General features: G+C 68.5%; 17 protein-coding genes. 1 reads left to right on the top strand and 16 read right to left on the bottom strand.

Going from position 1 to position 24,453, the window contains the following annotated elements:
- Nucleotides 1-196 precede the first annotated feature (196 nt).
- The 3 genes from Pla175_RS04440 to Pla175_RS04445 form a co-directional block, all read right to left on the bottom strand.
- Nucleotides 197-616, bottom strand: a complete 420-nt coding sequence (locus Pla175_RS04440) for a type II toxin-antitoxin system VapC family toxin (RefSeq protein ID WP_197527264.1) — start codon at nucleotides 614-616, stop codon at nucleotides 197-199.
- Complete coding sequence (locus Pla175_RS25805) at nucleotides 613-840, bottom strand: FitA-like ribbon-helix-helix domain-containing protein (protein ID WP_197527265.1); 228 nt, start codon at nucleotides 838-840, stop codon at nucleotides 613-615. Before Pla175_RS25805 ends, Pla175_RS04440 begins: the two co-directional genes overlap by 4 nt.
- Before the next feature lie 117 nt (nucleotides 841-957).
- Nucleotides 958-2,613, bottom strand: a complete 1,656-nt coding sequence (locus tag Pla175_RS04445; RefSeq protein ID WP_145281489.1) for an alpha-keto acid decarboxylase family protein — start codon at nucleotides 2,611-2,613, stop codon at nucleotides 958-960.
- Nucleotides 2,614-2,883: 270 nt separating this feature from the next.
- Between Pla175_RS04445 and Pla175_RS04450 the strand changes: the two genes are divergently transcribed.
- Nucleotides 2,884-4,461 (top strand): Ppx/GppA phosphatase family protein, encoded by a 1,578-nt coding sequence (locus Pla175_RS04450; protein ID WP_145281490.1) that lies wholly within the window; start codon nucleotides 2,884-2,886, stop codon nucleotides 4,459-4,461.
- A gap of 123 nt (nucleotides 4,462-4,584) precedes the next feature.
- Here Pla175_RS04450 and mtnA read toward each other — a convergent pair whose 3' ends face one another.
- The 13 genes from mtnA to Pla175_RS04515 all read right to left on the bottom strand — a co-directional run bounded on the left by mtnA (nucleotide 4,585) and on the right by Pla175_RS04515 (nucleotide 24,266).
- Entirely contained in the window at nucleotides 4,585-5,604 is a 1,020-nt protein-coding gene (mtnA, locus tag Pla175_RS04455) for an S-methyl-5-thioribose-1-phosphate isomerase (protein ID WP_145281491.1), read from the bottom strand.
- Between the two features lie 14 nt (nucleotides 5,605-5,618).
- Complete coding sequence (locus tag Pla175_RS04460) at nucleotides 5,619-6,371, bottom strand: YebC/PmpR family DNA-binding transcriptional regulator (protein WP_145281492.1); 753 nt, start codon at nucleotides 6,369-6,371, stop codon at nucleotides 5,619-5,621.
- Between the two features lie 115 nt (nucleotides 6,372-6,486).
- Nucleotides 6,487-8,673 carry a tetratricopeptide repeat protein gene (locus Pla175_RS04465; RefSeq protein WP_197527266.1) on the bottom strand — a complete coding sequence of 729 codons (2,187 nt, stop codon included), beginning with the start codon at nucleotides 8,671-8,673 and terminating at the stop codon, nucleotides 6,487-6,489.
- Nucleotides 8,674-8,698: 25 nt separating this feature from the next.
- A complete protein-coding gene (locus Pla175_RS04470; protein ID WP_145281494.1) occupies nucleotides 8,699-9,646 on the bottom strand; it encodes a hypothetical protein in 948 nt (315 codons plus the stop codon).
- A 142-nt stretch (nucleotides 9,647-9,788) separates the two neighbouring features.
- The gene (rbfA, locus tag Pla175_RS04475; protein ID WP_145281495.1) at nucleotides 9,789-10,193 is read right to left on the bottom strand and encodes a 30S ribosome-binding factor RbfA; all 405 of its coding nucleotides are present in this window, start codon (nucleotides 10,191-10,193) and stop codon (nucleotides 9,789-9,791) included.
- A 175-nt stretch (nucleotides 10,194-10,368) separates the two neighbouring features.
- Nucleotides 10,369-13,179 (bottom strand): translation initiation factor IF-2, encoded by a 2,811-nt coding sequence (gene infB / locus Pla175_RS04480; RefSeq protein ID WP_145281496.1) that lies wholly within the window; start codon nucleotides 13,177-13,179, stop codon nucleotides 10,369-10,371.
- Between the two features lie 245 nt (nucleotides 13,180-13,424).
- Nucleotides 13,425-14,945, bottom strand: a complete 1,521-nt coding sequence (gene nusA, locus Pla175_RS04485) for a transcription termination factor NusA (protein WP_145281497.1) — start codon at nucleotides 14,943-14,945, stop codon at nucleotides 13,425-13,427.
- A 324-nt stretch (nucleotides 14,946-15,269) separates the two neighbouring features.
- Nucleotides 15,270-16,082: a class I SAM-dependent methyltransferase gene (locus Pla175_RS04490; RefSeq protein WP_145281498.1), complete on the bottom strand. Its 813-nt coding sequence runs from the start codon at nucleotides 16,080-16,082 to the stop codon at nucleotides 15,270-15,272.
- A gap of 131 nt (nucleotides 16,083-16,213) precedes the next feature.
- Nucleotides 16,214-17,836 (bottom strand): caspase family protein, encoded by a 1,623-nt coding sequence (locus Pla175_RS04495; RefSeq protein WP_197527267.1) that lies wholly within the window; start codon nucleotides 17,834-17,836, stop codon nucleotides 16,214-16,216.
- A 295-nt stretch (nucleotides 17,837-18,131) separates the two neighbouring features.
- On the bottom strand, nucleotides 18,132-19,457 hold the full coding sequence (locus Pla175_RS04500; protein WP_145281500.1) for a beta-ketoacyl-[acyl-carrier-protein] synthase family protein: 1,326 nt from the start codon (nucleotides 19,455-19,457) through the stop codon (nucleotides 18,132-18,134).
- 150 nt (nucleotides 19,458-19,607) lie between these two features.
- Nucleotides 19,608-20,885 (bottom strand): hypothetical protein, encoded by a 1,278-nt coding sequence (locus Pla175_RS04505; protein WP_145281501.1) that lies wholly within the window; start codon nucleotides 20,883-20,885, stop codon nucleotides 19,608-19,610.
- Between the two features lie 160 nt (nucleotides 20,886-21,045).
- Nucleotides 21,046-22,290, bottom strand: coding sequence for a dockerin type I domain-containing protein (locus Pla175_RS04510; RefSeq protein ID WP_145281502.1), 1,245 nt, complete (start codon nucleotides 22,288-22,290; stop codon nucleotides 21,046-21,048).
- 47 nt (nucleotides 22,291-22,337) lie between these two features.
- A complete protein-coding gene (locus Pla175_RS04515) occupies nucleotides 22,338-24,266 on the bottom strand; it encodes a dockerin type I repeat-containing protein (protein WP_145281503.1) in 1,929 nt (642 codons plus the stop codon).
- Between the last annotated feature and the right edge of the window lie 187 nt (nucleotides 24,267-24,453).

Raw genomic sequence — 24,453 nt, forward strand, 5'->3', positions numbered from 1 at the left:
CCAAAGAGCGGCCGGGGACGGCCCCCGGCGGCGGGGCAGGGGGGGCGGGGCGGAGCGGGCTTGTAGGTCCGGGCGCCACCGAGCTGGGATGGGACGCCGGGCACGGCTTGAACAACCAACCAGCCAGAACTCAATCAGGCGTTCAGGATTGCAGCGGTGAAGTCCGGCATCCAAACCAGACACACCCCGACCCGCCCTACTTCTTGCCAATCGGCCGTACCCGCTCCGCGAACGGCGACCCCTCCAGCGCGTGGCAGAGCCGCTCGTCTGCCGTCACCAGAGTCGCGTCGACCTCGATCGCCGCGGCCACGTACAGGCAGTCGTACGCCGTCCGGTCGGTGGCGGTTGCGATCTTCACCGCGGCCCGGATCAATCGCTGCCCCTCGACGATTTCGATTGGCATCCGCAGCATCTCATCCAGGACGGCGTCTGCCTCGTGGGCCTCAAGCTCACCCCGGCGGCAGTACTTCCAGAGGATGTTGCCCGTCTCCGGCCAGAGCAGGTCGGGGGCGAACAACGCGTCGGCTTTCCTGACCGTCAACGCAGCGGACCGGGAGCCCACCTCCTCGATGAATAGCTTGACCAGGACGCTGGCGTCGATAACCAACCGATTCACCGGTCGCGGTCCTCGTTCAGGGCCTGCACGCTGTCGACGCCGCGATCGCCTAGCTTTTTCCGCCACCGGGCGGCGGCGAGGAGCGATTCGTCGAGGGTGCGCCCAGCCGCTTTTTCGAGGATCAATCGAGTCTCGCTCTGCAGCGATCTGCCGGCGGCCTTGGCGCGTCGCTTGAGTCGGTCCAGCGTGCTGGGGTTAAGCCCGCGGATGAGAATGTCTGCCACGGAATTGCCTCGCCTAAGCGTCAATATGGGGATCTGTATAAATGATAGCATAGTGATATCACGCGGATAGCATTGCAGCGCCAAATCAGCGCCGGATCTACCCGCGTCACACCCCGATTATCCCCCCATCACATTCTGCTGCATCCGCTCCCCAAGCCGCTGCAACGCCCGGCTGGCGTCGTCCCGCGGGATGGTGGCGTGGATGATGCTCGGGCCCGACAGGTCCGCCCAGGCCGCGTTCAGGGCCTCGTCGAACTGGCCTTCGGTGGCGGCCCGGTAGCCCGTGCCGCCGCCGAGCACCTCGGGGAGCTTGCTGTAGTTCCACGCCGGGATGTCGTTGAAGCGGTACTCGCCCGGGTGCAGCAGCCGCTCGGTGCCGTAGCCGCCGTTGTCGATCACGATCACCACCACGGGCGCCTTGCGGCGGACCAGCGAGCTGAGCTCCATGCCGGTCATCTGGAAGGCGCCGTCGCCGACGATCGCCACCACCCGGGCGTTCGGCCTAGCGACGCTGGCGCCCAGCGCCGCCGGCGTGGCGAAGCCCATCGACGTGTAGTAGGCGGGGCTGATGAACTCGGACCGGCCGTGGGTGGTCAGCTCCGTCGAGGCGAACAGGGAGTCGCCGATGTCGGCCACCACGATCGTCTCGTCCTGAAGCTGCTCGTCGAGCCGGTCGACCAAGCGGGTGATGGTCAGCGCGTCGTCCGGCCGCAGCACGAACGGCTCTTTGTTCCAGTCGGTCGGGGCAGGGGGCAGCGGCGAGGTGCGGTGCAGCTTCCGCGCCGCCAGCTCCTCGATAAAGTCCTTCAGCAGCACGTCGTGGTAGTGGTGGTGGCGGATCCGCAGTTGCTCGCTGGTGGCGTAGATGCAGTCGGCGACGTCCAGTTCTGCGGTGAAGATCCCCAGGTTGATGTCCGTCATGAACGTGCCGAGCATCACGACGCAGTCGCTCGATTCGATAAACTTGGTCACCTTCTCGTGCCCCATCGCCCCCTCGTACAGCCCCATGTACAGCGGGTGGTGCTCCCCCACGACCCCCTTGCCCAGCATGGTGGCGGCCATCGGGATGCCGCTCGCCTCGGCCAGCCGGAGCGCGGAGTCCTGCAGGTTGAACCGGTGCAGCTCGACCCCCAGCAGCAGCACCGGCTGGCGGGCCTGCTCGATGCGCCGCGCCGCCTCGTCCACGGCCTCGGCCAACGCGCGCCGGTCGCTACGCAGTTCCGGGGCGAAGAAGCGGGGCGCGTCGTGCGGGACCACCCGCACCTGGTCCCGCGGGATCTCCAGGTAGACCGGCCGGCTGAACCGCTTGCAGGCCGCTAGCACCCGGTCGATCTCGTGGAACGCGGTGGCCGGGTCGTCGAGCTCGGCGCCCGCCACGCACAGCTTCTCGAACACGTCGTGCTGGGTGCGGAAGTTCCGCACCATGTGGTGCAGCAGCGGGTTGTTGACCCGCTCGCCCAGGCCCGGCGATCCGGTGATCATCACCACGGGCGACTTCTCTGCGTACGCCCCCGCGATGCTGTTGCACACGCTCAGCCCCCCCACGCAGTAGGTGACGCACAGCGCCCCCATGCCGTGCACGCGGGCGTAGCCGTCCGCGGCGAACCCGGCGCAGTCTTCCCGCGTGCAGCCGATCGCCTCCAGCGGGCTCTCTTCCAGCATGGTGTAGAAGGAGAGCACGTAGTCGCCCGGGATGCCGAACACGTGGCCGATGCCGTAGTCCTGCAGGCGGCGGATGAGGTACTGACCGATAGAGAGGTTCGATTCGGGCATGATAGGGAGTACTTGGTGCTGGAATGAAAACCTGAGCGGGGGGCCGGGGTCCCCCGAGTAGTGCGGGATGATTGTCGGGCGTGAAGTCGATCGAGCCCCGGCGCGGCTCGCACTGCATCGGGCAATGATAACGCCCTGTCCCGCGCGACGCGCCTCGAACTCCTCCCTATCGCTTCAATAAGCAACTCCGTGGACTTTCGTCCACCGCTCGGGGGCCGTCGTCTGTTGCCGCGGCTTTACATCCGCGTTGGCCGCGTCGATCATGGCCGCATGGCAGAACCCGCAGCTTCAAGCACAATTAGCCCCACGCCGGTCGCCGTTGGCGACCGCATCGCAGCCATCGACATCGGCTCGAACAGCGTCCGCGTGGTGGTGGCCGAGGTCCTGGAAGGAGACGGCTACCGGGTCGTTGACGAGGAACGAGAGAACACGCGGCTTGCCGCTTCGCTCAGCGAGACGGGCCGGCTGAGCCCGACCGCCATGGACGCCACGCTCGCCGCGCTGGGCAGCTTTGCGACCATGGCCAGCGGCCAAGGGGTGAAACGCGTGCGGGCGATCGCCACCAGCGCGGTCCGCGACGCCGCCAACGGGCAGGAGTTCTGCCAGCGTGTGTACGAGAGCCTGGGGCTCAAGGTTGAGGTGATCAGCGCCCGCGAAGAAGCCCGGTTGGCGTTTATGAGCGTCGCCCGCGCGTTTGACGTGGCGGGTCGCGAGGTAGCCATCGCCGACATCGGCGGCGGCAGCACGGAGATCGTGCTGGCATCCAGCGGCATGATCGACCAGTGCTACGCCACCCGGCTGGGGGCCGTACGCGTGTCAGAAGACCACGGCCTCTGCGGCGCGGTGAACGAAGAGCAGCTCCGCGAGGCCTCCGACGCGGTCGATCGGCAACTGCGCCGCCACGCCAAGAAGCCGTCGTTCGAGCCCGAGATGCTGTACGGCACCGGCGGCACGTTCACCGCGATGGCGTCGATGCTGATCGGCAAGAACGGCGGCGACGGGTCGAACGTGTGGGGCTACCGGGCCGGGCGGGTCGAGATCCTCCACCTGCTGACCGACCTCAGCCAGCTTCCGCTGGAGAAACGCAAGAAGGTCTCTGGCCTCAACCCGCAACGGGCCGATATCATCGTCGGGGGGCTGCTGGTAATCGAGCGGATCATGAGCCACCTGAAGGTGAACACCGTGCAGGTGCACACCCGCGGCGTCCGCGACGGCGTGCTGCTGACGATGGTCCGCGACGGCCGCAGCCAGGGCAAACCGGTCCCCCCCGAGGCCCGCCGCGACGCGGTCGAGCTGTTCGCCAAGAGCTGCGGGGTCGACCTGACGCACGCCCGCCAAGTGGCCCGCATCGCCGCGCGGCTGCTGGAGCAGCTCGCCGAGCCGCTGGGGCTCGACCCCGCGGACCGCGAGCTGATGGAGACCGCCGCTATCCTCTCGAACGTCGGCTACCTGATCAACTTCGACAAGCACCACAAGCACTCCTACCAGCTCATCCTCAACAGCGAGCTCTCGGGCTTCGAACGCCGAGAGCTGCAACTGGTGGCCAACATCGCCCGCTACCACCGCGGCTCGCACCCGAAGAAGAAGCACGAGGGTTACGCAGAGCTTGGCGAGGAAGACCGCGAGCGTGTGGCGCAGCTCGCCGCGATCCTGCGGCTGGCGCTCGCGCTCGACCGCACCCACCAGCAGCAGGTGGCCGACCTAGCGTGCGCGGTCAGCGAGGGGCGTGTCGAGATCGCCGTAAGCAGCCGCGAGAACGCCGAAGGGGACCTGTGGGCCGCGCGGCGGAAGGTCGACTTGTTTGAGAAGGTGTTCCGCCGGCAGGTGGTGTTCGCCGAGGCTGGGTGACTTGCGTATGGGTGGCTGGGGTCGAAGGCGTCAGCCTGAGCCCCCAGCAGTGGCTCGAACTGCTTCTCGACTCCAGTGGCAATCCCCTGGGAGCTACGGCTGGCGCCTCCGACCCCAGCCGCCCTAGGTTCCGAGCCGCTCGCGCACCTCGCCCGGCGCCATCACGCCACGCTCCGTGATAATCCCCGCAATTAGCTCCGCCGGCGTCACGTCGAACGCCGGGTTGTAGACCGGCACCCCTTCGGGCGCCGTGCGCTTGCCGAACGGTTCGGTGATCTCCTCCGCGCCGCGTTCTTCGATTGGGATGGCGTCGCCCGAGTCGAGGGTCATGTCGAACGTGGTCGCGGGCGCCGCCACATAGAACGGCACTTTGTGCCAGTTGGCCACGATCGCCAGGGCGTAGGTGCCGATCTTGTTGGCGGAGTCGCCATTGGCCGCGATGCGGTCGGCGCCCACAATCACCGCGCCGACGCGCCCTTCGCGCATCACCTGGGCGGCCATCGAGTCGCAAATCAGCGTGCAGCGGACGCCCCGCTGCATCAGCTCCCAAGCGGTCAGACGGGCGCCTTGCAGTAGGGGGCGGGTCTCGTCGACGAACACATGGGGATCGCTCCCGGCGGCGGCCAGCGCGAACATCACGGCCAGCGCCGTGCCGTCGCCGCCGGTCGCCAGGGCGCCGGTGTTGCAGTGGGTGAGGATGCTGCGGCCCTGGAGCAGCGGGGCGATGGCTTCTGCGCCGTGGCGCCCGATCGCGGCGCACTGCGCGGCGTCCTCGGTGTGGATGGCTTGTGCTTCGCAGAGCAGGTGGGAATCGAGCGGCTGACTCCCTGGCCTCGAAGCGAGGATCGCGAGCCGCATCCGCTCCAGCGCCCAGAAGAGGTTGACCGCTGTGGGTCTCGATGTCGCTAGGTAGTCGCACGCCGCGAGCGCCGCATCGGCGCCGTCCCGCGCCGCCAAGCACACGCCGTACGCGGCCGACACGCCGATCGCCGGCGCGCCGCGGACGCTGAGCCGCTTGATGGCCTGCCAGACGTCTTCGACCGTCGTGCAGCGCAGCCAGACCTCCTCGCCCGGCAGCCGGGTCTGGTCGAGCAGCAGCAGGGCGCCGTCGTCGGCCCCTTCCCAGCGGATGGCTTCGTGCATGGCGTCCCCGGGGGTCAGTCGGTTTCGAGCTCGGCCAGCACGGCGTCGTCGATGTTGAAGTTGGCGCTGGCCGATTGCACGTCGTCGTGGTCTTCCAGCAGTTCCATCATCTTCAGCACCTTGCGGGCGTCGTCCGCGCCGATGTCGACCGTGTCGCGGGGGATGTAGGTCACCTCGCGGCTGTCGGCGGTGACCTCTGCTTGCTCGAACGCGGCGCAGACGTCGTTGAACGCATCGACGGGGCAGATGACCTCGAACACGTCGCCGCTGTGCTGCACGTCTTCCGCGCCCGCCTCGAGGGCCAGCTCCATCAGTACGTCTTCTTCCGCGGCCGACTCGGGGACCACTAGCAACCCCTTGCGGTCAAACATCCAGGCCGCACAGCCGGTGGCGCCCAGCTTGCCCCCGTTGAGTTCGAAGATCTTGCGGATCTCCGGCGCGGTGCGGTTGCGGTTGTCGGTGAGGATCTCGCAGATCACCATCACGCCCGACGGGCCGTGCCCCTCGTAGAGCACCTCTTCCAGGGCGCCGCCGCCGAGCTCGCCGGTCCCCTTCTTGATGGCCCGATCGATGTTGTCCTTGGGCATCGAGACGCTCTTGGCGTCGTTGATGGCGTAGCGGAGGCGGAGGTTGGCGTCGGGGTCGCCCCCCCCCATCCGCGCAGCGACGATGATCGCCTTGGAGAGCCGGCTCCAGAGCCGCCCTCGCTTGGCGTCGATGACCGCCTTCTTGTGTTTGATGCCGGCCCAGTGGGAATGCCCAGCCATCGCCTCTCCTAGCGTTGTGTCGAATCTGCCATGGTATCGCACGCCCCGGGTGTGTCCGAGGGCGCCCCTGCGCAGGGGCCCGTTGCGGCATGCGAGCAACCCCCGCCCCATCGGGTCAGTCTGCTTTGGCTTTGGCGGCGGCTTTCTTGGCGGTCGGTGGGTCGGCTTCCTTCAGCATGGCCGCCGCCCGAGACCAGGCGCGACGGGCTTCTTTGGTCCGCCCCGCCGCCGCGTAGGCGTCTCCCAGGTGGTCGAACATCACGCCGTCGCCCGGCGACATGCCCGCCAGCTCGGCGAGCGCCACCGCCTTTTCCAGCGACTCGGCCGCGGCGCCGAAGTCTCCCAGGCGGTAGTCGGCCCAGCCCAGGCTGTCCCAGTAGGCGCCGTTGTCGGGCTTCTCGGTCACGGCCTCGGCGGCCAGCCGCCGGGCCAGCTTGAGGTTCACCCCGCGGTCGGCCCACAGGTAGCCCAGGTCGTTCTTCACCGCGTAGTCGTCTGGGAACTCGTCGAGCGCCTGCTCGAGCCACTCCTCCGCGGCTTCGTGCTTGCCCTGCGTCTGGCAGATGTTCGACAGGGCGGCGCGGGCGTCCATCAGCACGGCCCGCGTGGCGGGGTCTTGGTCTTCGTCGAAACGCTGGATGAGCGCCTCGTACGCAGCGGCGGCGTCGTCGTAGCGTTTGGCTTGATAGCTGACCCAGGCCAGCCGACCGGCGAACTCCGCCGAGTCGGGGTCGAGCCGAACCGCTTCGCGCGCCGCGTCGATCGCGGCGTCCGTCTCGTCGCTCATCGCCAGCGAGCCGGCCAGGTGGTAGTGCGGCGCGGGGTCGTCCTTCTCCCAGCCGCGGTGCTGCAGCGTCCACGCGATCGCCTCGGCCGACTCGGCGAACTCCCCCTGGCTCAAGAGCTGATCAATCCACTCCGCGGTTAGCTCCTCGCGCTGCTCTTGCTCGCTTGCCGCGTTGATGGCGTCGCGGTAGTAGGCGCCGGCGGTGCGGTACCGGCGGGCGGCGATGGCGAGCCGCGCGGCGAAGCGGGGGTCGAAGGCCCCCCCGCCTACCTTGCGTGACGCCGCGAGGCGGTCGAACACGGCCTGGGTGAAGTCGGCGTCGTCGAACGTCTCTTCGATCGTTGGGACGCTCAAGACCCACGCCGCGTCGACCCGACGGTACAGGTCGAGGGCGCCGCCGGGCTGGCCTTGGCGCCGCTGCTCCTCCAGCAAGCGGGCCGCCGAGGTGAGGTACGCCTCGCCGCTGACCGCTACGCCTTGCGACCCCGTGGAGGGGTCTTCCTCGGCGTCGCCCCAGGCCACAACCCGTTCGTACAACCCCGTCGCTCCCTCCCGGTCGCCCGCCCGGTGCTTGGCCTGCGCCAGGGCGAACACGGCGTCCGGCTGGTTGGGCCGCGTCGCGACGATCTGCTCCAGCAGCGGCACGGTCCGCGCCGAGTCGCCCAGCCGCGTGAGCGCCTCGACCAGAAGCTCGTAGGGGGTCGCCCCGACCGGGTCGCGATGGCGGTCGAAGTACTGCATCAGTTTGTCGACCGCGGTCACCGCGTCGCCCCGGGCGAGCGCCACGCGGGCCTGCCAGTAGGGGGCTTCGGTCACGGCGTCTGGCTCGGCGGCGAGCAGCGCGACGGCCTTCTCGGCGTCGGCCTTGCGGCCCGCCTCGAGGAAGCAGAGCGACATCACCTCGAGCACGCTGCCGAACGAGCCGCCCAACGCGGCGCGGAAGCGGTCGGCCGCCTCGCCGGCGCCCTGCGAGATCGCGGGGAGCGTTTCGGCGTAGAGCTGTGCCGCGGCCTGGACGTCGCCGTCGATGTACTCAAGCTGGGCCGCTTCTAGGCGGACCATCAACGCGTTGAGCCCCTTGGCCTCGCCCGTCGGCTGCTGCGCCAGCCAACGGCGGTAGAGCCGCGCGGCGCGTCCGTAGTCTTCCGTCTCCTTGGCCAGCAGCGCCATCCGCCGCAGCAGCGCCGGATCGACCGCGCCGCGCTCGGCGCCCAACAGCGCGTACCGCATCGCTTCTTCGGGCCGCTCGAGGCTGAAAGCCAGCGAGACGATCTCCGCCAGCCGCTCCGGCTGGCGTGGGTCCCACCGCCACGCACGCTGGTAGCAACGCAACGCGGCGGACAGGTCGCCTTGGTCGTAGAGCCCAACGCCGGCGGCGTGGTAGGCGGCGGCGCGGGCCAGTTGCGACCGCTCTGGCGGCGCCGGCGTGGGCTGGAGGGGGGCGGTGAGCGCCGTCAGGCACGCCGCGACGGATGCGAGGCGCGCGGCGTTCACGGCAAGGCGTCGCAATGGCATCGGATACCCGTTCGGGCCGTGGGCGCTACTTGGGCTTTTGCTTGGAAATCTTCGCGCTCTTTGCGGCGGCCTTGGTCTTTGCCGGGGCCTTCTCGGCGGGCTTCGCCTTCTTGGCGGGGGCCTTCTTCGCGGGCTTGGCCTGGGCGTCCGGCTTGGCCGCGGACTTCTTCGCCGCGGCCGGCTTGCCGGCCTGCGCGGGCTTGGCGGGGGCTTTGCCCGCCGGCGGTTTCGTGCCGGACTTGGCGGCGGGCGCCTTGGCGGGCGTCGCGGCCGCCGGCTCCTTGACCGGCTTCTTGGGCAGGCGGTCCTTGCAGGCCGGGTCGATCGCCAGCAGCACCTTCCGCGCGTTGGTGCCGTACGGGTTGCGTCCCACCTCGACCCCGAGCTGGTGCAGGATGCTGCCGATCTCGACCCCCTTGTTCTTCGGGACGGCCCGCTCGAGGCCCGGCACGACCCCCTTGGCGGCTTCGGCTTCGCTGATCACGTCCAGCGACACAAGCGCCGTGAGCAGGCCGTTGTTGAGCGGGATCGAGTGGCCCCCCAACGCGTTCTGCGTGGCGTACGCCACCACAAAGGGCGTGACCCCCTTGAACGACTGCAGCTTGGAGACGGCCTGCCCCAGCGTGAGCTTCTTGAGCGGCTCGAGGTCGAAGCTGTAGTTGTTGCCGTCGAACATGCTCTGCGACGCGGTCTTGAGCCGATCGGCCGCTTCGACGGGGTCGGTCAGGTGCTGGAAGAAGTCGTCCGCCAGGTGCTGACGCAGCGTGACGCGCGTCTCGTTCCAATCGGGCTGCGCCTCGCGCAACGCCTCGAACGCCTTCTCGGCCGCCTCGTGCGTCGAGTTCTCGAGCAGGCAAGCAAACAGCACCTGCTCGAACAGCGGGCGCGGGGTCGGCGGGGCGGCCGGCTTGTAGTGCTTCTTGACGGCCGCCACGATTTTCGTGATCCGGGCCGAACGGTTAGTGGCGGACATAGCTGCTGGTGTCTGAGTCGCTGGTGGGTCTATCAGGCGGTACGGTTCATCGAGTCGGAGCGGTCGGAGAGCCGAAGGGTCGCGGTCGGCGCCCCCCGTCGAACACGCTTCTCTCCTTCCGGCCTGGGCGGCGTTTCGACCCTTACTCGCTGGTCTCTTGTTCTTCTGACTCTTCGGGCTCTTGGTCGGCCGGCGCCGCCCGGTCCTTCTCGAGCACCTCTTCGAGCAGCTTGGCGATGGCGATCGACTTCTTCACCCCGTCGTCGAGCTCGAACACCAGACGCGGGGTGTAGCGGGTGTCGATCCGCTCCGAGATCTTGCTCTGCAAGAAACCGGCGGAGCTCCGCAGCCCGTGCAGCGAGAGCTTCTGCTTCGCTTCGTCTCCCATCACCGAAACGTGCACCTTGGCCTGACGCATGTCGGGCGAGACCTCGACGTGCGTCACCGTGACGTCCTGCACACGCGGGTCGCGCAGCCCCGTGAGGATCGTCATGCTGACGACCTCACGGATCGCCTCAGCGGCTTTGAGGGTGCGGCGGGAAGTCATGGGCGGAACGGGTTGCAGATAGCCTTAGCCGCTGAGGGCGCCGAGAAACGACGGGCGCCAAACGCCTAAGAAACGACCAAGGACCAAGCCCGAACTACCAAACTTTGGTCATTCGTCGTCTGCGTCGGACCTCGGCGCTCTTTGGGACTCACGGGTGAATCTTCGTTCTTTTTGTTTACCGGTCGTCGAACGTCCGGCTGATCTTCTCGATCTTGTAGCACTCCAGCAGGTCGCCTTCCTTGATGTCGTTGAAGCCGACCAGCTTGATGCCGCACTCGTAACCGTCACGCACCTCTTTGGCGTCGTCCTTCTCGCGTTTGAGCGAGTCGATCGCGTAGTCGCCCACCACGGTGCTGTCGCGGATGACGCGCATCCGGCCGTCCCGGGCCACGACGCCGGAGATCACGCGGCAACCGGCGATCACCCCTAGGCGGCTGATCTTGAAGGTGGCCTGCACCAGCGCCGTGCCGAGCGTGAGCTCGCGCTCCTCGGGCTTGAGCATCCCTTCCATCGCGGCGCGGAGGTCGTCGGCGATCTTGTAGATCACCTCGTACCGGCGGACCTCGACGCCCAACTGCGCCGCCTTGGCGCGGGCCTTCTCGTCCGGCACCACGTTGAAGCCGATGACCACCGCGTCCGAGGCGTCGGCCAGGGTGACGTCCGCCTCGCTGATTCCACCGACGCTGCGTTGCAGGATGCGGAGCCGCACTTCGGGGTGCTGCAGCTTGGAGAGCTCTTTCTCGATGGCCTCGATCGAGCCGCGCACGTCGGCCCGTAGGATCAGGTTGAGGGTTTGCACCTCCTCGTCGCCGTCGAGCCGCTCAAACAGCGTCTCTAGCGTGACGTGCTGGAACCCGTTCGAGCCGAGCATCGTGGTGCGGCTGCGGTCGGCGCGGTCCTCGGCGATCTCACGCGCCTGGCCGATGTCGTCGAGCACGTAGAACCGCTCGCCCGCCGAGGGCGCCGCGTCGAGCCCGAACACGTCCACCGGGCGGCTGGGGCCGGCCGCTTCGATGCGCTCGCCGCTCAGCGGGTCGACCATCGCCTTGACCTTGCCGTAGCCGTCGCCGCAGACGACGACGTCGCCCACACGCAGCGTGCCGCGTTCGACGATCAGCTTGATCGCCACGCCGGAGTCGGAGCCTTGTTGCGAGTCGAGGCAGACCCCCACGGCGGGCCGGTCGGGGTTGGCCCGGTAGTCTTGCAGCTCCGCGATCGTGAGCAGCGTTTCCAGCAGGTCTTCTATGCCGGCGCCGGTTGCGGCGCTGGTCTTAACGACTTCGACGTCGCCGCCCCACTCGCTCGGCACGATGCCGCAGGTGCTCAGGCCGGTGAGGGTTTTGAGCGGGTCGAACCCGGGGAGGTCGGTCTTGTTCATCGCCACCACGATCGGCACGCCGGCCGCCTTGGCGTGGCTGATGGCCTCTTCGGTCTGGGGCATCACGCCGTCGTCGGCCGCCACCACAATCACGGCGATGTCCGTCACGTTGGCGCCGCGGGCGCGCATCTCGGTGAAAGCCGCGTGGCCCGGCGTGTCGACAAACGCGATCGGCTTGCCGCCGTTGTCGATCTGGTAGGCGCGGATGTGCTGGGTGATGCCGCCCGACTCGCCCTTGGCGACGTCGATCCCGATAATCCGGTCCAGCAGCGACGTCTTGCCGTGGTCGACGTGACCCAGGAACGTGATGACCGGCGCGCGGGGGACCAGCGAAGCCTCGTCGTCCTCGCTGTCGTCGATCTCGGACAGCAGCTTGTCTTCGAGCGTCTCGGCCAACTGGAAGTTGACCTCGGCGCCCAGCTCCGCCGCCACGAACTCGGCCAGGTCCGGCTCGATCATCGCGGTGATGGTGGTCATCACCCCTTCGGTCATTAGGACCCGCAAGATCTGAGCCGCGGGCACGCCGATCGCTTCGGAAAGATCGCGGACCGTGCACGGAAGCTCGACGGTCACCGCGTCTTTCCGCGGCGCGGCGGTGTTGACGCCGCTGCGGCCACGGCGGAACGAACGCCGGCGTCCGCCGTCGTAATTGTTGCGCGGTCCCCGGCTGCGGGTGCGGCTGAGCTGACGCTGCTCGCGGCCACCCAGCATCGGGCGCGACTTGTCTTCTGCCGGAGAGGCGGCGCCGCGTCCGCGGCCACGCCCCTTGCCACGGGCGGTATCGTCGTCTTCAACGTCTTTCCGCACGCCGACGCCGCTCTTGGCGCGGATCTTCTCTGCTTCCAGGGTCCGCTCGGCGCGCTTCAGGTGGGCAGCCAGCGGCTTGGCGCCGAGCCTGCCTCCCCCCATGACTTCTGCCGGGAGCTTCATGTCCGGTTTCTGTGCCGGGGCCTCGTCTTCTTTCTTCTTCTTGGGCGCGGCGGGCTGCGCGGGGGCGGGCATGGCCGCAAGCTTGACCACCGGGCGCGGCTTGGGGGATTCTCCCGCTCGCTTCGGCTTGGACGCGTCGCGGAGACCTCCGCCTCGCGAGCCGCTCAGCATGGGGGGGCGTCCGCCGGCGCCGCCGGGGCCGATGTAGTCTTCGCGCCGCAGCATCCCGGCCAGGGGGCCTTGGCCCGCCTCGTCGGGGGTGGGCTTCGACTCAGGCTGGGGGAGTTCGGCGGGCGCCTCGGCCGCGGCAGCGGCCGCCGGCTTCTTGGGCTCGTCGGCCGTCGGCTCCGTCTTCTGCGGAGGCGCCGGTTCTGGCTCGCTGGCCGCCGGGGGCTCGGGAGTGAGCGGCCGCGACTTGGGCGCGACGATCACGCGCATCCTGCCGCCGCGGGCGGGTTCGGCGGGGCGGGTCGGCGGGGGCGGGGCCTGCTGGGTAGCGGTCGCCTTGGGGGCGTTTCCGCCGCCGTTCATGAATTGCTTGAGTTTATCGACCTCTTCGTCGGAAAGGCTGGCAAGCGCAGAGCCCTTGCCGGTCACTCCGGCGCGCGCGCAGATATCAACCAGCTCTTTGCCGTCGATATTCAGGTCTTTCGCAAGTGCGTAAATGCGAACCGCCAAATCAGTCTTCTCCTATGTGGCGCCCTCGGGGCGCCCCAATTGTTTACCGGATCATGCGCAACTCTCCCGATAATCGACCGGTCTAGTTGGTGGACCGCCGCACAAAGCGGCGCATCCGTTTGAACTTACCATCATTGTCGGCTGGGGCCGCATGGGGAAGGGCACGGCCCGCTTCCGCTCGCCCGCCCGATCGCCCCGCCCGGCACAGGCCCCGCGGTTGGATCGTCCCCGGCCACAAGCCTAGCTTACGCGGGCGCTCCCCCCGCTGGGGGCGCGGACGCCTCGGCCGGAGCCGGCGAATCGACTGTTTTTTCAGGCTCAGACGGGTCTTCTGCCACCTCTTGTTGGTCTGGTTCGTCCGCCTCGGCGGGCGACTGCTCAACGGCCTCCGAGCCGGCGGCCTCAGCGGCCTCCGAGTCGGCGCCCTCAGCGGCCTCTTCGGTAGCCTCGCTGGTTTCTCCCTCGGCCCCTTCCGCCGCGGCTTCTTCGGACGCTTCTTCGGGCGCTGCTTCAGGCGGCGGGCCCTCGATCGCGGCCCGTTCGGCGTCGGCCTGAGCCTGGAGCTCCGCGACGCGTTCTTTTTCCTTCTTCAGCCGGCGGGCGGCGTTGGCCTGCGCCTCGGCTTCTTCGGCACGGGTTTCGGCTTGATCGACGATGTGCTGGGCCTGCTCTTCGGTCAGGCTGCCCATCTGCATCAGGTCTTCCGGCTCGATAATCGACAGCTCTTCGTAGTTCAAGAAGCCCTCTTCGACCAACCGTTCGGCCAGCTCCTGGGTGATCCCTTCGATCATGCTGAAGCCCTCGACCGCCTGGTCGATCGACTGGGCCAGCTCTTCTTGGGTCATGATCTCAATGTCCCAGCCCGACAGCTTGCTAGCAAGCCGCACGTTCTGGCCGCGGCGACCGATGGCCAGGGACAGGTTGTCTTCTCGAACCAGCACCACCGCCTTGCCGAGGATGCGGCAGAGGATCACCTGATCGACCTCGGCCGGCTGCAGGGCGTTGGGGATGAGGACCTCAAGGTCGTCGTCCCAACGGACGATATCGATCCGCTCGCCGGAGAGCTCGTCGACGATGTTCTTGATGCGGTTGCCGCGGACGCCGACGCAGGCGCCGACGCAGTCGACGCGGGCGTCGCTGCTGGAGACCGCCACTTTCGAGCGGTAGCCGGGCTCGCGGGCCATGGCGCGGATCTCGATGACCCCGTCGGCGATCTCCGGGATCTCTTGTTCGAATAGCCGCTGCACGAGCGCGGGGCTCCGGCGGCTGAGGATCACCTTCACGCGGCTGCCTGCCTTGCGGGCCTCGTACACGGTGGCGCGCACGCGCTCGCCGGCGTGGTGGGTCTCGCCCGGGATTTGCTCGCTACGCGGCAGCAGCGCCTCGACGTTGCCCAGCGTCACCGTGGCGGCGGCGCCCTCGTAACGCTGGATGATGCCCGAGACCATCTGCCCCACCAGCTCGTCGTACTCGTCGTACAGGGCGTCCCGCTCTGCCTCGCGGATCTTCTGGATCATCACCTGCTTGGCGGTCTGGGCGCCGATGCGGCCCACCACCTCTTCGGAGTCCAGCACTTCCCCTTCGCAGGTGGCCGACACCGAGCCGTCCTGGCGGTTGATGGTGACGTACGTTTCGGCCTCTTCGCCGTAGACCTTCTTCAACGCTGAGACGAGCGCCGCCTCGATCCCCTCGAAGACGATTTCCTTGTCGATGTTCTTGTCGCGGTGGATCGCATCGACAATTCGCAGGATTTCGCTGGGGTTCATGGCTTCCTCGTGGAGCAGCCCCGACACAAGGGCAGCAGGCGTTTCGGGTTGTCAGGTTGTACGCACGCTCTAGCGACGCAAAAGGCCGGCGATCGCCGGCCTAAACGCTGCCGGTCGCTGTCCTAGCGGGCGGCAAATCGCTAATTAACCACTATGACGCAGCCCCAGCGGTGCTGTCAATCGACCGAGCCGGTCGCATGGCGGGAAACCGCGCCTGGGCGGGGGGGCGCACCGCGTAGCCGTAGCCCCCGCTGGAGCGGAGCCTCAGCCGCTGCGGGGGCTGGGGCTACGCGGCGCGGCCCCGCCACCCGGTGCACCGGGTGGCTACGACGCGGCGCAGCTCTCTAGGCCGACGACCGCGGTGTTGGCGTCGCACCCCTCGTAGGTGTGGCCCAGCAGCCGCTCGGGGATGGGGCACGCCTTGGCGAGGAAGCCGGCCCGGCTCTGCCACGAGCCGGTGTGACTGGTCTTGAAGCCGGCCGAGTCGAACGCCTCGACCACCGCCGACACGTTCGGGCCGAACCAGTTGCTCTGGTCGTCCTTGTGCAGCTCGAACTCCCGGTACTGCCGCCATAGGGGGGTGGCCCGCAGTGTGCTGCCCCCCACCAGTTGCGTGAGCTTGGCCCACGGGCCGCGCAGCCACTTGTGGTTGTCGACCACGTGGGTCTCGACATACACGTCGCCGGCGCTGACGCCGCGCAGCCGGTCGATGGCCAGCAGCGGGTAGCGGAGGTGGTAGAGCACGCCGAGGAACAGCACCACGTCGAACGTGCCGAGCTGCTCTGGCGAGAGCGTGTAGACCGAGCCGGTGAGGTACTGCACGTCCGAGTCGAGGGCGTGCTTGAGCCGATTGAACCCGGTCTCTTCGGGGTCTTCCAGGCTCATGGCGACTACCTCGCGGGCGCCGCGGCGTTCGCACTCGAAGCTGAAGCAGCCGTTCCAGGCGCCGACGTCCAGCACACGCTTGCCCGTGAGGTCGGCGGGCAGCTTCACCGCGTCGCACAGCGTGGCCACGTCGTTGCGGCCCGGCACGGTGACGCCGTCGAACATCTCCCAGCGTTGGTGCCAGAGCACTCCCTTAAACGTAGATTCGGCGGAGAAGCCGGCTGGCGCGGCGGCGGGGCGGGGGGCATCCATGCGGGGCCTCGGGCGTTCGGGTGACTTATCGCGGCGTAAGTAGTACCCGCAAGCACCAAACGGGGCAACCGCGATCTCGGGCGAACCCGCCCAATTCCGACACCCCCGCGGCTATCGGGTTTGGTAGACGGTCACTGGGAAGCTAGTCCAGCTTCCTCCAGCTCTAGCAATCGCCGGTAGCCGGAAACGACGCGTTTGGAGGCGACGGTTTCTAGGTTCTCTGCTAGCACGATCGCCCGGCAGGTCCGCAGCAGCCGACGCAGCTTCGCCTCGCGGCGTTCGGCGTCGAGGGCCTCATCCGCGGCCCGGTCGACGTTCTTGCTGGCCTTCTGGAAGACCCGATACGCGCCCATCGCTCGCACTTCGTCGGCGAAGGCGTCTGCGCCGCTTCCCAGCAGGTCGGTGAGCACCGCGGGGTAGGTGTCGTTCAGCTCCGGCCAGCGCCTCAGCACGGCCGAGCTGAGCGTTTGGTGCGCCTCGGTGTAGAGCCCCAAGGCCAGGCCCACCTTGGTTTCCTCGGTCCGGATGCGCTTCTTTGCCAGACGGAGCTCGTCGCGTAGCTGCTCGATGTCGGTCTCTTCCGACAGGCCGACCAGCGGCGGGAGCCGCTCGAGCACCGCCCGCTGATCGGGCCGCCCCAACTCGGCCAGCTCCGCGAGCGTGCCGGTCATGGCCCGCAGCGGCTGGACGGCGGGGAGGTCTTCTTGCTCTGGTTGCGTGGGGGGTCCTTCTTTGGCCGCACCGCGTCCGTCGAACAGGCCGCCGAAGATGCTTCCCACGGTACTGGGGGAGCCGTCGGACGGGTCTGGCTCTTCCTCGGCCAGCCCCTTTCCGACCTTGCTGTACTCCCACAGCAGGGCGTCGCTGGTGCGTACGGGGACGTCGATCGTGTCGCTGGCGATCATGGCGTAGGCGTGCGCCTCGGCCAGCGAGACCCGGCCGTCGGCGTCGTAGTCGGCGTCTTCGACGGGGCCGCCGAGGCGGTCCTCGCCGGCCAGCGCCGCCCAGAAGAAGCTGCTGTACTCTTGGTAGTCTGCCTCGTCGACGTCCGCCGAGCAGCCCGCCGAAGCGCGGCTGTGCAGCTGCGAGAAGAACCCGCAGCGGGGCCGCGACGCCAGCCCGAGGGACGGGTCGCCGCCGTTGAAGATGGCGTGGGCGAAGCCGCCGGAGTGGCACTGCACCATCACCAGGGTCACCTCGACGCCGGGCCGGAACTCGTCTAGCAGGGAGGTGAATTCGGCCTGGGAGAGGTCCTGCTCGTTCCACATCGCCAGCGTGGTGTTGTGGGGGCGCTGCTCGTCGTACGACTCGCCCCCGTGGCCCGTGTAGTAGAGGACCAGCCGGTCCCCCGACCGGAGCCTGGCGGCCAGCGACCCGAGCTCCTTGCGCAGGTTGTCGCACGTCGCCGCGGCCCGGACGCCCGCCACGGCGTGGTCGCGGTAGCGGATGTCGGACGCATCGGACTCGCCGAACAGCTCCGCGATGATCTTCACCGCGGCGTGGGTGTCGTCGTCCGCTGCGCGGTATTGCAGGTCGCGGTCGGGCCGCTTGCCGTCGGCAAACAAGATGCGGTGCGCCGGCTCATCGGGCCTGGTCTTGGCCAGCACCCGCTGGAAGAACTGCACGTTCTTCTCCAGCGACACCTGATTGCCGTACGGCGCGTAGCCGCCGCCAACGGTGAGGAAATAGTCTTTCGCCTCGGACCGGCCGCAGGCGAGCAGCAGCAGACAGGCGATCGGGTAGCGGAGCGGCATCGGTTGGCAGCAGCGGGGTAAGGGTCGCGTATATCGCCTACCAGCATACCCTGCCTCGAGCGGCAACAAGAAACCGCCAAGACGCCACGAGCGCCAAGACGCGCCAAAAAAGTCAGGACAAGCGGCGAGACCCGCGTACAAATTCGCGAAACTGCGATTGCAGTCCGAGCGTACCTCCAGATCGACAGGCATCCTTTCTTCCCGGTCCAATCTCATCGACCGGTCCGTTGCTAGTCGGATTTCTTGGCTCGTCTTGGCGCTCGTGGCGACTTGGCGGCTCCCGTCTGTCCGTCCATCAAACGGGCGCGGCGCCGATGCAGACGGCGGCCACTTGGCCCTGGGGGGTGCTGCTGATCTTGAGCGCCGTGCAGCCGGCGGGTTGGTCGTCCGTGGTCACGGGGCGGACCGGGCAGTCGGGGTCGGGCGTTTCGTAGTTGAGCACGCGTGGCAACCGATCGGCGCCGAACGCCAACAGGCTGGCGATCAGCTCGACCACGCCGCTCGCGGCGCCGACGTTCCCCTGGTAGCTCTTGATCGCGATCAGCGGGGGCTGTGAAGCCGGGTCGCCGAACACCCGGGCGATGCCCTGCGCCTCGAAGCGGTCCGACAGCGGGCCGGAGAGCCCGTGCGAGTTGATGTGGCCCACCTGGCCGGGGTCGAGGCCGGCGTCGGAGAGCGCGGCCCGGCAGGCGTTGGCGATGGCTTGATCGATATTGGCGCCCATCGTCTTTCCCGTCGCTTGGCTCGAGCCGAAGCCCAGCACCTCGCCCAGCACCCGGGCGCCCCGTGCGCGGGCCGACTCCAGCGACTCGAGCACCAGCATCGCCGACGATTCTCCCAGCACCGCCCCGCAGCGGTCGCGGTCGAACGGGCGGCTGACGGCGTGGGGGTCGTCTCCCTCGTGGGCGACCTCTTCGCTCTGCCAGGCGTGGATCGCCTGCATGGGCATCACGCGGGTGCCGGTGGCGCCCGCCACGATCATGTCTGCATGGCCGCGGGCGATGGTGCGCATCGCCTCGCCGATGGCCATCAGGCCGGAGCTCTCCCGCATGGTGAGCGAGTTGTTCGGCCCGCGCAGGTCGTTGTAGATGGCAATGTGGCTGGCCGGCATGTTGGGCAGGTACTTCAGCATCCACAGGGGCTGCATCTCATCGAGCCCCTCCTCGCCCCAACGGCTGAAGTTGACGGCCTCGCCTTCGAGGATCTTCACGATGCCGGCCAGGTAGTCTTCGGGCAGCGTCATCATGTAGTCGCTGCCCAGCACCACGCCGGCCCGTTCCGGGTCGGGGTAGTTCTCGGCGAAGCCCGCGTCGGCCAGCGCGTGCTGGGCGGCCGCCACGGCCATCTGTGTCTCGCGGCACATCAGCTTCAGGCCCTTGCGGATGGCCTTCTTCTTGGCGCCCTCGAGGGGCCCAAAGTCGTCGATCTCCCCGGTGAACTGCGGCGCGGCCGCGACGAACGGGTAGGGCGCCTTCTCGGCGATCGTCCCGGCGGTGCGGGTCACCACGCTTTGGCCCGCGGCCAGCGCATCGGCGAGCGCTTGGGGTGTGGAACCGAGGGGCGAGATCTGCCCGAACCCGGTGACAACGACACGGCGGGCGTTTTGCGAAGGATTGCTCATGCTCGGACAAGTTTAGCAGCCCCCCGAGCGGCGGACGATAGTCCGCCGATCCGCCGGCGCGAGGGGGCGATTATCTCCAGAGCGTGCTTGGCTGGATCCGAAGCGCACTGGGCGGTCTATCGACCGCCGCTCTGGAGGGGATTGAGTGCGTTAGTAGCGGCCCATGTACCCGCCCGGCGTGCGGGCCGCGGTCGACGCCCCGCCGGTCGACGAGGCGGCCGGCGTGGTCATCCCCTTGGCCTCGACAAACAGCAGGCCGTCTGCCCGTGGGGGTGCGTCGACCCCCGGGATCATACTCAGAAAGTTCCGGCTGGTGTCGGGCGCCGGGGTAGCCACCACCCCCATGCTCAGCAGCAGCACCTGGCCGGCCGGCCAGCGGAAACGCTCGTGCATGCTGGCCATGGTCATCTGCGGCACCTCGATCTTCATCCGCTGGTTGGCGCCGGCGGGGGAGGGGATGTCCATGTCAACGCTGTTCATCTTCTCGATCTGCAGCAGCCGGATCTTGATCACCGCGTCGGCCGACGACAGGTCGTGCCCCATCAGCGGGCTGAACTCTAGCGTGATCCCTTCTTCGATCTGCCCCATCTCCGGCTGGAACCCGGGCCAGGCGTTGGGCGTGGGCGTAAGGCCGCGGATGTAGCTGCGTGGACGCATAGTGCTGACCACGGCGTGCTGGCCGTTGAGCACGATTTGGTTTGACGAGCTGTGCTCGCGGAAGTCGCTCCGCCGGCTCAGGTCCGCCAGCAGCATCGCGGCGTTCTCCTTGGCCATCACCCACCCCTGGATGCCGGGCGACTGGACCGGGATGGGCGTCAACAGCGGCAACGCCTTGGCCCGCCAGTTCGGGCTGCGGATGGAGGCCATCCGCAGCGAGAAGCCGAACGGCTCGGCGTGGCTGTTGACGAAGCGGTCGACGATGTCGGCCACGATCGCCTGCATCTGCGGCGTGTGGTACACGCGGAGCGTGTCGCGGCTGGCGCTCAGCACCCCCAGCGGGTCGCTGTGCCACGCCTCGTAGCCGGTCTCGCGGAGCACCCAGTCGACGATCGTCTGCTCCGGCTTGTTGGTGTTGGCCACGCGGAGCGTGTAGGGGCGGATGTCGTACTCACGCCACACCTGGCCGTGGTCGTGGGGCAGGGCGCCGACGCCGCTGGTGACCTTGGCGCGTGTCGGCGCGTTGGGCCCCACCGGGGCCATCCCGCTGGCGGCGCCGTTGCCGCTGGGCAGGGGGGTGATGTCTCGATTGGACGCCGTCGCGGGGAGCGACGCCGGCTGCTGCAGCGGTTGCGCCGCCGCGCCGCCCGCAGAGCCGTAGCGGTCTTGGCCCGCCGTTGGGGTCACGGCCCAGTCGCTCTGCTGCGCGGCCGCCGTGCCGACCAGCAACAACCAAGCGGAAAAGATCGAACCAATAGTCGCTGCGCGCATCGTCGGCCTCCATGCCGGGGATCGGGGCGGGGAGATTAGCGGGGCGCGGCCAGCGGGTCAACCAGAACGCGCCAAAGCCGCTAGCCCCAAGAAAACCAGCGACTAGCCGACGGGCTCCGCCCCGTCGGCTAGGGGGCCAGAAGGAGCGGGGGCTTGGGTGCTAGCTTTGGACGCGTCTTACGCGTCGCGTTAACAGCCCCAGCAGCGAGCTGCCCAGCAGCCACAGGGCGCTTGGCTCCGGGACGCTGGTCGATGCGATCCCGGCCCCCAGGGCGCCGGCGGCGCCCCCCAGCGAGTGGCCGTAGTTGTTCTTCCACAGCGTGTAGTCTACGGAGTCGACCATGCCGTTGCCCGACGCGTCCGCGGCCAGTCCGGCGCCGCTCTGGCCCAGGGTGTCGCGCCACACGGTGTAGTCTGCGGCGTTCACGTAGCCGTCGCGGTTGTAGTCGCCGACCAGCGCGGGCGACTGCAGCGTCCAGCCGATGTCGTCCAGCCCGGCCGCGTCGAGCGTGGTGAACAGCTTGCGGACCCCGTACTCGATCTCGGGGTCCATGGCGGTCTCTTGTGGGATGTTGGTCCCGTAAACGGTGCTGTTGGTGCCGTTGGTCCAGTGCCCGCCCGTGACGGTGGGGTAGACGTTGCCGTTCGCGGCGTACGACTTGGGCCCCAGGAACAGCCCCCCCGAGACGTACGCGTCCCACTCGGTAGGCGCCGCGGGGTTGGAGATGCCGAACCCGAGCGCGTGGGTCAACTCGTGCAGGGCGACGGAGTAGAAGTCGCTCTTGCCGCCCGGCACCGTGAGTGAGGTGTGGTCGTACTGCCAGTTGGTCGAGCCATCGCGATCGAACGTAATCGCGCCCCCCCAGTTGCCGTAGTCGCCGTCGGGCTCGCCCCGGTTGGAGACCGCCGCGTCGAAGGCGTCGTTCGTGGCGGTGATTTGGTTGATCTCCGGCTGCGTGTACGTCCCACCGCTGGAAGCGGCGTTGTAGCTCCAGCCCCCGGGCCCCCCAACACCCAGCGTGTTTCCGCCCAGGCTGCGGGCGCCGGCGTAGATGCGGTACTCATCCGCCGCGATCGTCGGGTCGGTCAGAGAGATCTGGTTTGAGCCGCTAGGGTTGGTGAACGACAGCGACCAGGTCCACGTGTAGACCGCAGAACTGACCGAGCTGTAGAGCGGCGCGGGCGTTTGGATGGCGTCGAACGTGTCGGTGAGGATGCCCGACAGGTAGCCGGCGGCTGCTTCGAGCGAGGCCCGCGCCTGCGCGCCAGAAGCGGCGCCGCTGGGGTTGCCGGACCCGAAGAAGTTGGTTGAGTCGTAGGAGTAGTCCAGGACGATGTTGATCGCCCGCGTGTCCGTGACCCAACCCAAGGCGAGCGCCGCAACAACCAGTCGAGTCCAACGCATTCACCTGCTCCGGCAACGGCCGGCCAACGGGCCCGCCCCTCCCCAGACTAGACGGGGGGGCCGGATCGGACAATCAGATAGCGAGAAAGTGGCCGAATAGGGGCCGCCAGCAGCCCGACCAGGGCAAGCAGCAGCCCATTGGGCTCTGGCACGGCCGCCGCCTGCGGCAAGCCGCCGCCGGCAGTGTTGCCGAACCGCCCCCGCCAGAACTCCAGGTCGGCGCCGTCGACGACCCCGTCTCCCGTTCCATCGGCGGCCAGCCCCGCGCCCGTTTGGTCCAGAGAGTCCCGCCACACGGTGTAGTCGGCGGCGTCCACGGCGCCGTCGCCGTTGTAGTCGCCCGGCAGGGTGCTGATGATCCGCAGGAAGACGGCGTCCGGCTGGTAGTCGACTCGCCAGCCGAGGTCCTGGGGCAGGGGGTCGAGGTCCAGCGTGTCGAACTCGCCGGTGACGCTGGCGCCCACCAAACCGGTAGCGTTGATGATGCGGAACGACTGCCCCGCCTGCGGGCCGGACCCAGAAAACGGAAGCAGGTTTACTTCCAGCGTACCGCCCAGCTCGAACGCGGCGCCACGGACGGAATCGAATCGGAACGGGGCGACGCCGGCGATGTCGATCTCGAGCGTGGCGGTGTCCGCGAACGTAGTCTTGCCCAGCGTCGTGTGGAACTGCTGGGTGTCTGGCCCGTTGCCGAAGCGGGCGAGAAAGGTCGTCTCTCCTTGGTTCTCGGCCCACAGCCCGCCGGTTACGTCCCCCTCAAACAAGACTGCGGCGCCGTCGCGGACAAACAACTTGCCGCCAGGCTCGACCGATCCGCCGAACGTGGCGCTGCCCCCCTGGACATCGATCCTCCCCGGAGACATCAGCGACACCGACCCGTCGACTCGCGAGTCGCCCTCGAAGAAATAGAGGCCGTCGGCGATGGTTAGCCCGCCATCTGCGGCGATGTCGGATGAGCGGATGTTCGTCAATCGAGTTAGCGCAATACTGCCCGTGCTCACGAGCGAAGCATTGGTCAGGTCGGCAAAGGGCAGCTCCGCGGCCGGTTGCATCAGGCTCACGGAGCCGCCATCGACCGTCAGGTGGCTGCCGCCGAACCACTGCCAAGTCGCCTCGTCCGAGTTCTCGATGAACCGCCCGCCGCTGATGACCAGGTCGCGGCGGAAGTCGATCAGGCCCCCAAGGTTGCGGATCGTCCCGGTCGGACCCACGGTGACCGTGTCCCCGGCGACGATCGTCCCGCCGCCGCTCACCGCCAAGAGGCCCGTGGCGCCGGCCGTTGCGGGGCCGACGGTGATTTCGCCGGAGGCGCCGAAGCCGCCGCCGATGACTTGTAGCACCCCTTCTTGGCCGGCGATCGTGGTCGGAGAGATCGTCACCGAGCCCGCTCCAACGCTGGAGTTGCCGAATACCGAGAGCAGGGCCTCTCGCCCGAGCGACGCTACGTCGGCAATCGTCACATCGCCCAGCGTCGCTTGCGTGTCGTCGTAGAAGGCGACCTCGGTCGGCTTGGTTGCGTGGTTGCCGATATGCGTCTGGCCGGTGTTGACCACCGAGCGGTCGCTGGCCTCGAATAGGCCGCCGGCCGAAACGAACAAGCGGCCCGCGTAGAGGTTGGTGTCCCGAGGGCTTCCGGCGGGCCGTTCGAGCCGCAGGGCGCCCCCCGTGACGAACGCGTCTCGGTCAACATCGATCTCGCCGAACGACGCGCCGACGGTGTTGAACGTGTAGTCGCCGTTGCGTACGTCGAGGTCGACCAGGTCGAACCGGAAGGCCGGCAGCGTGATGGTCCGCGTGCCAAACAACGCGAACTTGGCGGTCTCGTCGGCGAGCACCGCGCTGCCGGGCACTAGCTGGGGGCTCCAGTTCGTGGCGGTTGTCCACGAGCCCCCCTGGGTGTTGCCCCAGGAGACAACGGTTTCTGCCCCCAGCGGGGAGGTCAAGGCAACGAAAAGGCAGCAGGCAGCGATTCGCATCGGAACGGGCCCTGGGTGTCCGTCCGACGTTAGTTAGCGGGTTCCGGGGGTGCAAGCTTTTTGCACCCGGAACGCGCCGGACGTATCAGCGGGCGGACCCCCTAGAACGCGCCGACCGTAGGCCGGCAGCTATTGGGCACAGGGTGCGCGGGCGACCGACGAGGTTCAGCGCCTAACGACTACTACC

Source organism: Pirellulimonas nuda, assembly GCF_007750855.1.
In the GTDB taxonomy this organism is placed as follows: domain Bacteria; phylum Planctomycetota; class Planctomycetia; order Pirellulales; family Lacipirellulaceae; genus Pirellulimonas; species Pirellulimonas nuda.

Bases quoted from the DNA above. Each gene is read 5' to 3' on its own strand.
- Pla175_RS04445 (WP_145281489.1), bottom strand. From the start codon at position 2,613: ATGCCCGAATCGAACCTCTCTATCGGTCAGTACCTCATCCGCCGCCTG.
- Pla175_RS04450 (WP_145281490.1), top strand. From the start codon at position 2,884: ATGGCAGAACCCGCAGCTTCAAGCACAATTAGCCCCACGCCGGTCGCC.
- mtnA (WP_145281491.1), bottom strand. From the start codon at position 5,604: ATGCACGAAGCCATCCGCTGGGAAGGGGCCGACGACGGCGCCCTGCTG.
- Pla175_RS04460 (WP_145281492.1), bottom strand. From the start codon at position 6,371: ATGGCTGGGCATTCCCACTGGGCCGGCATCAAACACAAGAAGGCGGTC.
- Pla175_RS04465 (WP_197527266.1), bottom strand. From the start codon at position 8,673: ATGCCATTGCGACGCCTTGCCGTGAACGCCGCGCGCCTCGCATCCGTC.
- Pla175_RS04470 (WP_145281494.1), bottom strand. From the start codon at position 9,646: ATGTCCGCCACTAACCGTTCGGCCCGGATCACGAAAATCGTGGCGGCC.
- rbfA (WP_145281495.1), bottom strand. From the start codon at position 10,193: ATGACTTCCCGCCGCACCCTCAAAGCCGCTGAGGCGATCCGTGAGGTC.
- nusA (WP_145281497.1), bottom strand. From the start codon at position 14,945: ATGAACCCCAGCGAAATCCTGCGAATTGTCGATGCGATCCACCGCGAC.
- Pla175_RS04490 (WP_145281498.1), bottom strand. From the start codon at position 16,082: ATGGATGCCCCCCGCCCCGCCGCCGCGCCAGCCGGCTTCTCCGCCGAA.
- Pla175_RS04495 (WP_197527267.1), bottom strand. From the start codon at position 17,836: ATGCCGCTCCGCTACCCGATCGCCTGTCTGCTGCTGCTCGCCTGCGGC.
- Pla175_RS04500 (WP_145281500.1), bottom strand. From the start codon at position 19,457: ATGAGCAATCCTTCGCAAAACGCCCGCCGTGTCGTTGTCACCGGGTTC.
- Pla175_RS04505 (WP_145281501.1), bottom strand. From the start codon at position 20,885: ATGCGCGCAGCGACTATTGGTTCGATCTTTTCCGCTTGGTTGTTGCTG.
- Pla175_RS04510 (WP_145281502.1), bottom strand. From the start codon at position 22,290: ATGCGTTGGACTCGACTGGTTGTTGCGGCGCTCGCCTTGGGTTGGGTC.
- Pla175_RS04515 (WP_145281503.1), bottom strand. From the start codon at position 24,266: ATGCGAATCGCTGCCTGCTGCCTTTTCGTTGCCTTGACCTCCCCGCTG.